A 13,882-nucleotide genomic window follows, 5' to 3' on the forward strand; every position below is an offset into this window, starting at 1 on the left:
ACGTTTCATACCCTGCTGCCGCTTGTCACTATTTCGCAGAACGATATGGTGAAAAAGTCGGCAACAAAGTGGAACGATACTGTTACATCCTAAGCTTAAAGCAAAATTACTTTGGCTTGGCTATCTTGTATTCCCTGAGTTTGTTGGCGATGGCCGTGTGGGACACCCCTAATTTTTTCGCCAATTGGCGAGTACTGGGGTAAGCCGGATATAAGCGGCGCAGCAAGCTGGCCTCAAATTGCTTCATCGCATCATCGAGATTGCCTTCGAAGGCATTATCGAAATAGCCAAAACCTTCGGCGTAGGATGGCAACTTAAGTTGCTCAACGGTCAACTCGCCCGAACCGTCCCACATAGATACCGCCCTAAAGACTGCATTCTTAAGCTGACGCACGTTACCCGGCCAAGCATAGGTTAAGAGATGATCGCGACATTGGGCCGAAATTCGTCTCACAGGGCTCGAGAGTTGCTGACTGTAGTGCTCGAGGAACATCTCCGTCAGCGGAATGATATCGACTTTGCGCTCGCGCAGTGACGGAATATGGTAGCTAAGAACATGGATGCGATAATACAAATCTTCCCTAAACTCACCGGTTTGGCACAGCTCGGCTAAGTTTTTCTGGGTCGAGCAGATGATCCGCACATCGGCGCGAACTTCTTCGTCGCCACCAATGCGTCTAAAGGTGCCATCCTGTAATAACCGTAGCAGTTTAACCTGCGCCGCCTTGGACATTTCAGCTACTTCATCGAGAAACACTGTGCCGCCCTTTGCCTCTTCAAAAAAGCCGCGCTTAATGACTTTGCCTTGGCTAACGTAGCCAAAGAGTTCCTCTTCGGCGGCGCTATCGGGCAGTGCCGCACAGTTAATAGCGATAAAAGGTTTCTCGCGGCGCATGCTGGCATCATGGCTGGCTCTGGCCATAAGCTCTTTGCCCGTACCAGTCTCGCCGGTGATTAATAGCGGCGCATCGAGCTGCGCCATCCGGCGAGCTTGTTTCAGCACTTCTTTCATCTTGTCGCTGCTGGCTAACACATTTTCAAAGCCCGCGGTTTGATTTTGCAGTGCATTGAATTGCTTGCCGACCCGCGCCGGCGATTTAAGCGATACGACTGCGCCCACGAGGATGGTCTTGTCATCCTCATCGGGTAAGTAAATCGGTAACATTTCGGCCAGATATTCGTTTTGACCGATATTGACCCGCGCCGCCTGTGGCAACACTTGGCTCTCACTGAGCCAGCGACTGAAGTTAAATCCTTGCACCCAATGGTTTAAGGACTCATCGAGCACTTCGTGCTCTCCCATGCCCATATTGAGTAGCGCCGACTCGTTGACGATACGAATGCGCGCCTTCACGTCGATGGAGAACACTGAGTCAGGGAGGGTTTTGAGTAGGGTTTTTAAGGCGTAGTGTTCCTGCTCCGAAGGCATAAACGACACAGTTCGCACATCGTGAACACTCTCCACTTTGCGGATCTGCGGCATCAAGGCACTTAAGGTATCAAAACTGACCTCGGCAAATTGCAGGTAGAGAAAGCCCTGGTTACTGGCATCGATAGCGATGAGATTAATGCCATAACGTTCTAACACGACTAAGATGTCTTTCGCTAAACCCACGCGATCTTGACAGCTAACTTCCAAGCGCATAATGACTGATATTCCCTATTTTGATTCGAATTCTGGGATAAACCGTGCAGAGCTATTATCTCGAGGTTAATGCCCTTAGGCTTGGCCTCGTAAGACATTCGTTTGATGATGCCTCTATAGTTTACGCAAACGTAAAAGGCAGGATAAATAGCTGGGCGTGTATACGTTAGAAGGTTACGCTCAAAGTGGCAAGTCTAGTTTACAGCGTATTTGTAACAGGAAGAAAAAATCAGCGCTAACACACAATTAAAGCGCTGATTTTAAAATTGAATTTTTTAATCTAACAACTGGTCGGTCTTGGCTGCCATGATGAAGTCATTCTTATGCAGGCCCTTGATTGAGTGTGACCACCAAGTCACTGTCACCTTGCCCCACTCGGTTAAAATGCCTGGGTGGTGGAATTCCTCTTCGGCCAGATCCGCTAACTTATTGGTAAACGCCATCGCTAACTTAAAGTTTTTAAACTTATAAACCCGTTCCAATTGCATGATGCCATCACGCACTTGCACGCCCCAATCGGGGACCATGCGGATAAGTTCGGCCAATTCTGCATCGGTCACTTTCGGCGCATCGGCTTGGCAAGCTTCACATTTCATTTGGGTTAACGCTGTCATACATACTCCTCTTGGCAACATTAGGGAGATCAATCCGTTGCCCTTATTACGCTTTATTCAATTCGTTTTTAACGGTCAGCCATTAGCTGGCTTTCTTGGTCTTGGGCGGATACTTAGGGGCAAATAAGCCTAACTGACGCGCCTTAGCCACATAGGCCATGATGTCCATCTTGGCGATTTCATCCAGCATATCAATATGTTCAATCACATAATAAATCGGCTGCATAATATCGATACGGTAAGGCGTGCGCAGCACATCTAAGAGATCGAAGGGCTTACGCTCCGGCACTTGGCTTTCCATGGCATACAAGGTTTCGCCGGGAGAGCTTAAAATACCGCCGCCGTAGATACACAATTCGCCATCTTGAGGTTTGAGTAAGCCAAATTCGACGGTAAACCAATACAGGCGCGCTAAAAAGACGCGGTCTTCTTTGCTGGCATTTAAGCCCAATTGACCATAGATATGGGAAAAATGGGCGAAAGAAGGATTGGTCAGCAAGGGGCAATGGCCAAAGATCTCATGGAAAATATCCGGCTCTTGCAGGTAATCAAACTCTTCCTTACGGCGGATAAAGGTCGCAACCGGAAATTCCTTGTTGGCCAATAACTCAAAGAAGCGGCCAAAGGAAATCAAGGCCGGCACGGCAGCGGTTTTCCATCCAGTAGTGGCTTGCAATACTTTGTCTATCTCCGCCAATTGTGGAATGCGGTCCTTCGGCATCGCCAAGGCAGCAAGCCCTTGAAGATATTCCTTACAGGCACGCCCCGGTAGCTTCACCGCTTGGCGAGCATATAATTGGCTCCAAATATCATGTTCTTCCTGCGGGTAATGGATATACCCTGAATCATCTGCACTTCGCGCAACATAGGGCGCAGTGTGTGCTATCTCTTTAGTCATAAAATTCACTTCATGGCTGACGCTAATGCCTCCATAGTGATCTAAGCCTCGATTTTTGTTAACTCCCTCACAGTTTATTGTTTACGCGATAATGTGACGCAAACGTAAAGCAAATATTACAAAGCATTTAAAACCCTTGGTGGATCCAAATCGGATCTGAGCCTGACTGCTAGCAAACCTTGACACTGCCGCTCAAAAATGACGACGATAGACTGATAATATGCAGAAAAACCGACAAATTTCGGTGTTTGCAAATGGCTTTTCTGCGTGGGTCATTTACAATATTGCCCAATAACCGCCTCTCCTTAATCTGAAGGTTCGCAATGAAACAACATCAAATTCGTAAAGCCGTTATTCCCGTCGCTGGACTTGGCACTCGTATGCTTCCTGCGACCAAGGCAATTCCTAAGGAAATGCTACCCGTTGTTGATAAACCCTTGATCCAATATGTGGTTAGTGAAGCCATTGATGCGGGTATCAAAGAAATTGTCCTCGTGACCCACGCAAGTAAAAACTCTATCGAAAACCATTTCGACACCAGTTTTGAATTAGAAGCGCAATTAGAGCGCCGCGTGAAGCGTCAATTACTCGAAGCGGTACAATCCATTTGCCCAAAAGACGTGACAGTGATCAGCGTGCGTCAATCCCAAGCTAAAGGCTTAGGCCATGCGATTTTATGTGCCAAATCCGTTGTAGGTGATGCGCCGTTTGCCGTGTTGTTGCCGGATGTGATTATCGATGATGCCAGCTGCAACCTGAAAACCGACAACTTGGCCGCCATGGTGAGCCTGTTTGATGAAACCCAAGTGGGCCAAATCATGGTTGAAGGCGTACCACATCATTTAGTGAACCAATATGGTATTGCGGATGTGAATGGCCACGATCTACAACCTGGTGAGTCAGAGCCATTGGTCGAACTCGTTGAAAAGCCACCGGTTGACGAAGCACCGTCTAACTTAGCCGTGGTGGGTCGTTACGTGTTGCCCGCTGCGATTTGGCCACTGCTGGCTAAAACCCCTGCAGGCGCGGGTGATGAAATCCAGTTAACCGACGCCATTGCGATGTTGATGAAACAAGAAACCGTAAACGCTTACTACATGCAAGGTAAGAGTCATGACTGCGGTAACAAGCAAGGCTATATGCGCGCTAACGTGGAATACGCCCTGCGCCACAGCGAAATCGGTGAAGATTTTGCGCAATATTTAAAAACAGTCGTAAAAGGAATTAAATAATGACGATTTTAGTGACCGGAGGCGCCGGTTATATCGGCACTCATACCGTAGTGGAATTACTCAATGCGGGGAGTGAAGTGATTGTATTAGACAACCTGTCTAATTCAAGCATCGAAGCCCTTAACCGTGTCGAGCGCATTACCGGCAAAGCGGTCACTTTTTACCAAGGCGATATTCTCAACAAGGCCTTACTGCAGAAAGTCTTTAGCGACCATAACATCGATGCTGTTATCCATTTTGCAGGATTAAAAGCCGTTGGTGAGTCAGTCGCTAAACCGCTGAAATACTATGAGAATAACGTGACTGGCACCTTAATTCTTTGCCAAGTGATGGCAGAGTTTAAGGTGAAAAACCTCGTCTTTAGTTCTTCTGCTACTGTGTATGGCGACCCTGCCAGCCTACCGATTACCGAAGATTTTCCCACGGGCGCCACTAACCCCTACGGTCAATCTAAGTTGATGGTGGAGCATATACTGGCGGATTTACACCATAGCGATCCGAGTTGGAATATCGCCCGTTTACGTTACTTCAACCCTGTTGGCGCCCATGCCAGCGGCTTGATTGGCGAAGATCCTAACGATATTCCAAATAACTTGATGCCATTTATCGCGCAGGTAGCAGTCGGTAAACGCGAAGCGTTAAGTGTGTTTGGCAATGATTATCCAACCCACGATGGTACTGGCGTTCGCGACTATATCCACGTGGTGGATTTAGCCCTTGGACACCTCAAAGCCATTGAAAAACTGACCACTAAACCAGGACTTGTCACCTATAACCTAGGTACAGGCCAAGGCTACAGTGTGCTCGATATGGTCAAGGCCTTTGAAAAGGCCTGTGGTAAGTCGATTGCCTATCAAATTGCGCCGCGTCGTCCAGGCGACATTGCCGCCTGCTATGCAAACCCAGATCATGCTAAAACCGATCTGGGCTGGCAGGCGACTCACAGCCTAGAAGATATGGCGAACAGCAGTTGGCATTGGCAATCAACCAATCCAAATGGTTATAAAGGCTAAGCGTCTAAATGGCTTGCGGTAACTCCCAAGCCATTTTTATTATCCCTTATCACAATTAAACTCCGTAAGACCTATGACAGAAAGCATCAATCACAGCCGCCGTAATCTCTTTAGCCGCCGTAAATCCTCGGCCATTAGACCGCCTTGGGTGCGCGAAGGCATTGAGTTTACTGACATCTGTACCCGATGCACGGCCTGTATCACAGCCTGCGAAACGAAGATTATCTACAAGGGAGATGGCGGCTTTCCCGAAGTCTCCTTTAAGGACAATGAGTGCACTTTTTGTCGCCGATGTGCGAGCGTCTGCCCGGAAGAAAAGCTGTTTGATTTGACCCAAACTCCTTGGCAACACAAAGCGGTTATTCAAGATAACTGCTTAACATATCAGGGCATTTGGTGCCAAAGTTGTAAGGATGCCTGTGAGCCTCGCGCCATTAGCTTTACCTTAAGCGTGGGTAACGCGCCGATGCCGAAGATTGATAGCGAGCTTTGCACTGGCTGCGGTGCCTGTGTCGCCCCCTGTCCGAGCCAAGCCATCAGTATTAAGCCTGTAGAATAACCCTATAGCGTGAGTGTTACTGGGCTTCACGGCGTATTTAGGTTAGTATTTCACGGTCACTATCTCCTCTAATCATCTAGGTTTCTCATCAGCATGTTTGGCAAAAAGTTCACCTTTACCCGAAGCGCCTCCCCTGCACTAAGCTTTATCGCCGAGGGGACTAAACTTACGGGCAATATGGAATTTACCGGTGATGTGTTGATTGGCGGTGAAGTGCAAGGACAAATCCTGTCACAGGCCAATGTGATTGTAGAGCGGACAGGTAAGCTTCATAGCGAGGTTAAATGCCGTGAACTGATTATTGATGGCTACTTTAAAGGTCGATTGATTTGCGAGCGCTTGGTCATCCAAGGCCATGGTATTGTCGATGGCGATGTGGCGTGTACCTCGATGCAGATCAGCGAAGGCGGCCAGTTTATAGGGTTAAGGATTAAGGAAGATCACCAAACCATCCATGCCCATCCGCTCCCCTCACCCGGCTCTGCAAATGTATTACTGTCAACCTCAGCATCTCTTGTGCCGGAAAGCCAAGACTAAGTAAAGACGCTGGCTGCCTTTACTCTTGTTATATTCACGCCATTGGTTACACATTTGTTAATTTAACGATTGGATCACAGTTAAGCCGTATGGCAACTGCTAACCTTGCCTATCAATAATGTCTGCATATCGGGCGCACAGGCAAGGCAATCCCATGAGCAATCCCTTACTAAAACAAATCTGTGAACTCGACGTCTTTACCCTGCTCGTCTTTAAAAGCATTTTTGATACAGGCCATGCTAATAGTGCGGCTAAAGCATTAAATGTATCGGCTCCTAAGATTAGCCGTTGCCTGAATGCCCTACGATTAACGTTTAACGATGAGCTATTCTACCGCCGTCAACAGGGGCTCAAACCCACCCCTTTAGCCGAGAGCCTCTATTTTGCTATCTGCCAGTTTACCGATTCGGTATATCACTTAGAGCAATCCGCACTACAAATTCAAAATGCGACCAGCCATGTTGAGCGGCCGCTACAAATAGCGGTGAGTAATGGGTTGCTGAGTTTTTTAGCGCCGCAGCTCAGTTCCCCCGAAGCAGTGGATGAGTTAGGGCAAGTCAGGTTACATAAGTGGCAGGAAAACAGTGCCGAATTAATCCACGCCGGAGAATTAGATTTTGGGATCTCACTGGAGAATGCAGAGAGCAAAGAGTTAACCGTCAGTCGCTTGGGTGGGATCTCGATGATTTACGTGGTCGCCGCTAAGCAGCATCCCATATGGCAAGTTCAAACCCATATCAGTCTAGAACAGATATGTCGCCATCCGTTCTTGTGCATTGAACTCAAAGGATTTAACAGCAGAATCGATCCTCTCGAGCTCTTCTGTCAGCGCCAAGGGATCTTATTGCCTTCGCTCGAAAAGGTACTCGATAGAGAAGAATGGTACGCTCATCTACTGACCATGCAGAGTGTGGCCTTCTGCTCAGGTATCGATATGCACACGGTCAAACATATGCCGGGGCTCAAATTAGCACCGCTACCGCTCACCGAACTGCATCGCCTGCACGATACTATTATGCCGCCACAATATTATTTAGTTGAAAAGCCTCGCAGCCACCGACGTTACAGCCCTGCCCAATGTGAACTCGTCGTCAGCTCCTTACTGACGGCGCTTAGCCAAACTTACGCCTAAATCCAGCCTTATTGCCATGGCATGCAGGCGCCATTTACTTTGTTGCAAATCTGCTTCTGAATGTTAAATCCAACCTAAAGAGGGATAAAAATTGACTCAACGCAAGAGTCATTTTCATGCCTTTTTACGGCCAAAAAACAAATGGCATACAAGCTCCACTACTATCACCCGATAAAATTAATTGAAAATTAATCCACTTAAAACACTAAAACCAAAGTAAAAAATCTGCGAGATACCTCATATATTTCCCAGCAAATTTTAACTTTTAAAATATTGATTTTCAGATTTTAGAATTGCCGTTTTGGTGTGTTAAATCATCGTTCACATATCAGATACAAACTTATAAATACCACTTTATAAGTAGGTGAATCGACCTATAGTAGAGTCACTGCACACGCAGTCTTATAGAAGAAAAAGGGACGCGATGATGAAAAACTACAATAAATCTCTACTGGCACTGGCGCTCACCAGCGCCTTGTGTCTAACCGCCTGCGGGGACGGCAAAGACGGGCAAGATGGTGCACCAGGTACCCCTGGCACACCAGGAACACCCGGCACGCCAGGAACACCCGGACTTCCTGCAGGCTCATTTGCTAAAACCGCTGACTCCATTACTGATCTGAAATTCACCCTCAGCCCAGCAGACATTAAAGTCACCAGTAGCGAAGGCTTTAGCGTTAAGTTCAGCTTAACCGGAAAAAGCTCAGGCAAAGATGTGCCCTTTATGGGACTCGACAAAATTGCCCTCTATTCGTTAACGGCGAATGAAAACACCTCGGGCACGGGCGCTCCCATTGAATGGCAAAACAATGCCATGGCAAACAATGCGGGCACCTCTTTAACTTGTACACTCAATGGCCTTAACGGTACTAAAAACGCGTGTACATTAACCGAAGACACTGCAAATCCAGGCACTTACACTGCCACTTGGACCTATGATGGTGCGGCGCCAATCATCAATCCAAATGACAATCCTAATGCGGTACACAGAGTCTTTTTACGCGCTTATAATATCGTCAACGCAGCAGGCGTAGCCTTGTCTGATAAGGTGCTCTCAGTGCCTGTTGACTTTATCCCTGCAACCGATGAGTTAGCGGCATCAGGTAAAGACACAGTATCGAGCGCGGCTTGTAAAAACTGTCACGGTGAAGTGGATGGCCATATCGCGAAGATTGAAGCTCACCATAACTACCAAGACGTTAAAAACTGCGTAACCTGCCACAACCCAGACCAAGTGCCAAGTGATGCACAACTTGCTGAAGGTTGGGTATTCGACTTTGCACCTATGATCCACCGCATCCATGCGGGCGAACATAATGCGGACTATCTGTCTGGCGAAGCTAAAGAATACTTCGGTGAAATTGGTTTCCCATCAGACTTGAAAGAATGTAAGTCTTGTCACGATGGTGAACCAAGCTATAACACCAATATCTACGCTCAAGCCTGCGTGGGTTGTCATATCAATGTCAACTTCGCAACCGGTGAAAACCACTCTGAGTTTGGTTTAGCTCAAGCCGATGACACTCAATGTAAATCCTGTCACGGTAGCGGCAGCTTAACGCCAGAAGCAGTCCACAGTGTCGGCAAACGTGCTGAATACGCGTCATTAATGACTGTCGATTTTACCAGCGCAACACTAGGCACTTCAGCAACCGTGGGCTACCAAACCCTAACCCTGAAAGCCAATGTGACCTTAAATGGTGCAACCATTGCCGATGGCACTAGCCTGAAAACCTACAATGCCACCAGCAACCCAACAGCGATACTTGCTGCTAACGGTTTGCTACTGGGTAATGTGGCCACCGATGGCACTGTATACTCATGGCGTGACGTTAAACCTACTGCTGTGAGCCTGAAACTGGAAAACGGTACCCTGTCAGGTGGCGTATTAACCTTCGTGAAAGATATCCCTGATGCACAAGCAATTGGCACTATCTACGTCGGTTCTGAAGCCAACTTCTGTGCCAAAGCGGGTAAAGTGGTTAGCTGTAATACTGAAGGACTTGAATATGGTCCAACTAGCCCTGTAGGTAACACTTCAGCAGTGAAATTCTTTAACTTAAGCGGCGGCACACCTGCAGTAGCCCGTATGAACGACCCTGCTCGCATCACAGTTGAAGAAGCGAAATGTAACGCATGTCATGGTAGCTTAGACTATGCGAAAGGCTACAGACACGGGGTTTACACCTTCGATCAATGTATGAACTGTCACAACGATACTACTGGTGCTTCTGGCCATGGTGCAACAGGCTACAAAGGCGAAGATGGCAAGTTAGTTGTGAATCCAGATGTTACCTTTAACAACAAAGACCTATTCACCGTTGCTCACCGTTTCCACAGTGGTAACTTCGGTGTTGTCGAAGGCATCTTCCGCAATGCAGCAGGCGAATTAGAAGGTTATCCATCACCAGAAACCGCATGTTCAGCCTGTCACAAAGATGGTGCAACCCTGTTCGCAGCTGACGGTGGTTTAACTTCTGGCAAACGTTCTATCAAAGTGGGCAGCAACTACATTAGCCCTGTTGCTGAATCATGCCGCACCTGTCACGCTCACTCAGATGCAGCAGCCGTAGCCCACTTTAGAAGTAACGGTGCGATTGTCGAAGCTGATGCTGTGACCGATCCTAACCTACCAGTAGAATCATGCGCGACCTGCCATGCTGAAGGTAAAACCTATGGCATAGATAAGGTACACGCAGAGGTAGCACACTAGTACTAGTACCTTCGGGTTGCCCCCTGCACAACCCGAGTCTCCTCTCTGCAACTTATTGGGGCTCCTTCGGAGCCCCTTTTTTATGTATAGCGATTAATTCGTGTAGTTCTACTTAAGTAGCACTTTGCGCGATACGTTGCCTTAACAGCTTAATAAATTCTCTCGGGTCACGGTCTAAACTGTCGTGGGGAATATAAAGATGATAACCAAGGTGAGTATTGAGCATAACGCAGCGATGACCAAACATCGCTAATACCCCACGGTAGCGATCGCCATCGACCACTAAAGGGCTAAACTCGGCGCCAAGGTAGGTTTCTAAGGTTGCCAAATCTTCCTGCTGTGAGGCTGCAGTCACCAGTAATGGCCGCTGCTCAGTCAATAAACCCGCCGCAAGACGCAATGAAATGTTATCGAGGATAGGATTCAACTGTTTGAGCTTAATGCCGATATAGGAAAGCTCAATCGTATCAACACCCTGAGTAACTCGTGGAATATCTACTCGTTGAATATTGCTCCAGCTTACCGCCACTTTGCCGCGGCGATGAAAATAGGTCAGCCCCTGCTCATCCATGCTTAAGGTGGTCTCAGGCTCGTACACTTTGGCTAAGCCCAATATCAAGGCAATCGCACCTAAGCTGAAAAACACTAAGCCCACGGCAAATAGCTCGGGAAATAGTACAAATAGGCCACAGCCTAAGACAAAAGCACTGGCGCCTACAATCGTTAAGGTTACACCATTACGTTTTGAGAGCGGGCGAATCGAGACAACATCGGACTCTTGCGTCATATTTTTATCCCTGTTTTATCCAGAGCCACAAACGGCCTATGTATTCATGTATCGCCCGTTGCGAGGCGAGTAAGTTATCCGCAGTCAAGCGCCAGTAGAAACCGTCTCTTGCCCTAAAATCCGTCGGCGCGGCGCTCGCCGTTAATCCTTGACCGCTAAAGATCGCCATCGACCTTGGCATATGGGAAGCAGAGGTAACTAATCGTACTGCTTGATCACCAAAGTGTTCTTTAAAATAGTGCGCCTCTTCAATCGTGTCGCGCGGGAGAGGCAATTGAACGATACGTGTCGCATCAACGCCGAGTTCAACCGCCGCCTTTGCCATCACTTCAGCGTGGGGATGCTGCGTGAGCTCGCCTTCCCAGCCACTGACCACTAAGGTGCAGTCTTGCCCTAATTTAAGTTGTCTTAGTCCTTCCGTTAGCCGCGCTAAGGCGACCGTCGATAAAGATTGTACTGCCGTAGCACCTGGGATATCGGAGTGAGCAGAACCCAGCACCATCACCACACAGGTACCCGCAAAAGGAGTGGAATTAATGGGATATTGAGCCTCGAGCGGTTTTACGAGATAGTCGACACTTAATTGACTGCTAAGCACTAAAAGCAGCGTAAATACACCGCCAATGGCCCATTTTGCTAACCTAGGTTTGCGCCAAATCAACAAAGACAGCAGTAATAACAACAGAATAAATGGAATAGGCATGATTGCCTGAGAGACAACTTTCTTAACCCAAAACATGCGTTAGAGCCCAATCGTTCAAAGGAGCGCAATCATAACATCAAAAGAAAGCAAAACGCATCGCCAAGGCGATGCGTTGTCACGAGTGAAAACCTAACGTTACTGGGTTATTTTTCCCATAACCAAGCGGCGCCGCGCACACCCGAAGAGCAGCCATAGAGATTCTGCACCACTGGAGTACGGCATTCACGCCCCACAACATAACGAGTTAATAATGCAGGTAATCTTGGATAGGTCGCCTCAATATTAGACATGCCACCGCCGAGGACAATCGCATCGGGGTCGAGCATATTAATCACATGGGCGAGTGAGCGCGCCAGTCTGTCCATGTAACGATCAAAGGCCGCGATCGCCATTTCATCACCCGCATCGACTAAGGCCATGATCTCAGTGCCAGATTTAGCGGGTGCAGCTTGGACATTCACCGCACGGCTGAGGGCCTCGTTGTAATCGCGAACAAAGCCCGTGCCAGAAATAAAGGTTTCGATACAATCGGGATTCCCGCAGAAACAACGGGTAGTATTAAACTCCTCCTTGGTCATCCAAGGCAGCGGATTATGGCCCCACTCACCGCCAATACCATTGCCGCCAGCGTGTACTTTACCGTTAATGGCCACACCCGCGCCGCAGCCCGTGCCAATGATCACCCCGAACACCACGGATTTACCCGCAGCAGCACCATCGACGGCCTCGGATACCGCAAAACAGTTGGCATCGTTAGCGACTCGCACTTCACGGCCGAGCAGCTCCCCTAAATTCACATCGAGGGGATGACCGTTGATCCAAGTCGAGTTGGCATTTTTGACTAATCCTGAATAGGGAGAAATGACTCCCGGGATCCCCACGCCAACCGTGCCCTTTTCACCTAAGGTCGCTTCGGCCTCATTCACTAAATCGACGATGGCATTCAGTGTGCCCTGATAATCCCTAGGGGTATTGATACGCTTACGAAACAGTTCATTACCTTCCTCACTTAAGGCGACGAGTTCTATTTTTGTGCCACCTAAATCGATGCCCATGCGTATCATGAATGACTTACTCCACTGTTATTCGACCAAGGCGTCAGTACAGATGCCCTTGGCATTGTTCGTTATTCTGCCCAGCCTGGTGCCGTGGCAATAAAATAAGGGTTTAATATGTCAGGTTTTTGATTGTAGGTTAAGGGTAAACCTGAGTCATAACACACAACTTTGCCGCCTGCGCTTTCCAGCACGGCCTGCGCGGCTGCCGTATCCCATTCGCTCGTAGGCCCTAATCTTGGATAGAGATCGGCCTTGCCCTCTGCCAACATACAAAACTTCAGCGAGCTTCCCACGCTTAACATCTCGTGTTGACCGAAATCCTTTAAATATTCCGCCACATCAGGGCTTAAGTGCGAACGACTACCCACCACTATCGGTATTTGCCTTGGCGTATTACAGCCCTGTAGCACTAGCTCTTGTTGCCCATCCTGTCGCCAAGCGCCTAAGTGTTTGGCGCCAAAATAAACGGTATTGAGTACGGGAGCATAAACCACACCAGCAATAGCCACACCTTGATGGATAAGCGCAATATTGACGGTAAACTCACCATTTCGCTTAATAAATTCCTTAGTGCCATCCAAAGGGTCAATCAGCCAATAGGTCTGCCAGTGCCGACGTTCATCCCAGGCGATATCCGCCGCTTCTTCCGACATCACGGGAATGCCCGCAAATTGCTCGGTAAGCTGGGCTAAGATAACTTTGTGAGCCACCAAATCGGCCGCCGTTACCGGGCTCTCATCACGCTTTTGCGTAACGGCAAAATCCTCTTGGGCATAAATTGCCATGATGGCGTCGCCTGCCGCATGGGCAATCTTTACCACCCGCAGTAAATCGGCCTTCGAAAAATGCGCTGCCATCACTGTATTATCTGTCACTTAGCCACCTGTATTCGATTTGCTTTTCGGCATTATGCCACTGGCAGCAATTGATAATTAAGAACAAATTCATCATATATCGAGCAAAATCGACTAAGGCACTGACAAATTCACTC

Annotated in this window: 13 protein-coding genes; 6 read left to right on the forward strand and 7 right to left on the reverse strand. The window is 48.2% G+C overall.

The genetic code is table 11. The features are described 5' to 3' along the window. Window positions 1-106 precede the first annotated feature (106 nt). From tyrR to phhA, 3 genes are all read right to left on the reverse strand, one after another. Complete coding sequence (gene tyrR / locus SHEWANA3_RS14615; protein ID WP_011717658.1) at window positions 107-1,645, reverse strand: transcriptional regulator TyrR; 1,539 nt, start codon at window positions 1,643-1,645, stop codon at window positions 107-109. 275 nt (window positions 1,646-1,920) lie between these two features. Then, window positions 1,921-2,259, reverse strand: a complete 339-nt coding sequence (locus tag SHEWANA3_RS14620; protein ID WP_011717659.1) for a 4a-hydroxytetrahydrobiopterin dehydratase — start codon at window positions 2,257-2,259, stop codon at window positions 1,921-1,923. Window positions 2,260-2,341: 82 nt separating this feature from the next. Next, entirely contained in the window at window positions 2,342-3,157 is an 816-nt protein-coding gene (gene phhA, locus SHEWANA3_RS14625; RefSeq protein WP_011717660.1) for a phenylalanine 4-monooxygenase, read from the reverse strand. A gap of 323 nt (window positions 3,158-3,480) precedes the next feature. Here phhA and galU point away from each other — a divergent pair, with 323 nt between their 5' ends. The 6 genes from galU (at window position 3,481) to SHEWANA3_RS14655 (ending at window position 10,343) form a co-directional block, all read left to right on the forward strand. Further along, the gene (gene galU / locus SHEWANA3_RS14630) at window positions 3,481-4,389 is read left to right on the forward strand and encodes a UTP--glucose-1-phosphate uridylyltransferase GalU (protein WP_011717661.1); all 909 of its coding nucleotides are present in this window, start codon (window positions 3,481-3,483) and stop codon (window positions 4,387-4,389) included. Then, complete coding sequence (gene galE, locus SHEWANA3_RS14635) at window positions 4,389-5,402, forward strand: UDP-glucose 4-epimerase GalE (protein ID WP_011717662.1); 1,014 nt, start codon at window positions 4,389-4,391, stop codon at window positions 5,400-5,402. The genes galU and galE overlap by 1 nt, the downstream gene beginning before the upstream one ends. Window positions 5,403-5,475: 73 nt before the next feature. Then, the gene (gene napF, locus SHEWANA3_RS14640) at window positions 5,476-5,961 is read left to right on the forward strand and encodes a ferredoxin-type protein NapF (protein ID WP_011717663.1); all 486 of its coding nucleotides are present in this window, start codon (window positions 5,476-5,478) and stop codon (window positions 5,959-5,961) included. Window positions 5,962-6,054: 93 nt separating this feature from the next. Next, entirely contained in the window at window positions 6,055-6,498 is a 444-nt protein-coding gene (locus SHEWANA3_RS14645) for a polymer-forming cytoskeletal protein (protein ID WP_011717664.1), read from the forward strand. Between the two features lie 154 nt (window positions 6,499-6,652). Next, a complete protein-coding gene (locus SHEWANA3_RS14650; RefSeq protein ID WP_041412684.1) occupies window positions 6,653-7,630 on the forward strand; it encodes a LysR family transcriptional regulator in 978 nt (325 codons plus the stop codon). Between the two features lie 424 nt (window positions 7,631-8,054). Further along, entirely contained in the window at window positions 8,055-10,343 is a 2,289-nt protein-coding gene (locus SHEWANA3_RS14655) for an OmcA/MtrC family decaheme c-type cytochrome (protein WP_011717666.1), read from the forward strand. Between the two features lie 112 nt (window positions 10,344-10,455). Here SHEWANA3_RS14655 and SHEWANA3_RS14660 read toward each other — a convergent pair whose 3' ends face one another. The 4 genes from SHEWANA3_RS14660 to cysQ all read right to left on the reverse strand — a co-directional run bounded on the left by SHEWANA3_RS14660 (window position 10,456) and on the right by cysQ (window position 13,766). After that, entirely contained in the window at window positions 10,456-11,130 is a 675-nt protein-coding gene (locus tag SHEWANA3_RS14660) for a DUF2982 domain-containing protein (RefSeq protein WP_011717667.1), read from the reverse strand. 4 nt (window positions 11,131-11,134) lie between these two features. Then, on the reverse strand, window positions 11,135-11,833 hold the full coding sequence (locus tag SHEWANA3_RS14665; protein ID WP_041413098.1) for a YdcF family protein: 699 nt from the start codon (window positions 11,831-11,833) through the stop codon (window positions 11,135-11,137). Between the two features lie 143 nt (window positions 11,834-11,976). Next, window positions 11,977-12,897: a fructokinase gene (gene mak / locus SHEWANA3_RS14670; protein ID WP_011717669.1), complete on the reverse strand. Its 921-nt coding sequence runs from the start codon at window positions 12,895-12,897 to the stop codon at window positions 11,977-11,979. Between the two features lie 62 nt (window positions 12,898-12,959). Next, a complete protein-coding gene (gene cysQ, locus SHEWANA3_RS14675; protein ID WP_011717670.1) occupies window positions 12,960-13,766 on the reverse strand; it encodes a 3'(2'),5'-bisphosphate nucleotidase CysQ in 807 nt (268 codons plus the stop codon). Window positions 13,767-13,882: the final 116 nt, after the last annotated feature.

The organism is Shewanella sp. ANA-3, assembly GCF_000203935.1.
Taxonomy (GTDB): Bacteria; Pseudomonadota; Gammaproteobacteria; order Enterobacterales; family Shewanellaceae; genus Shewanella.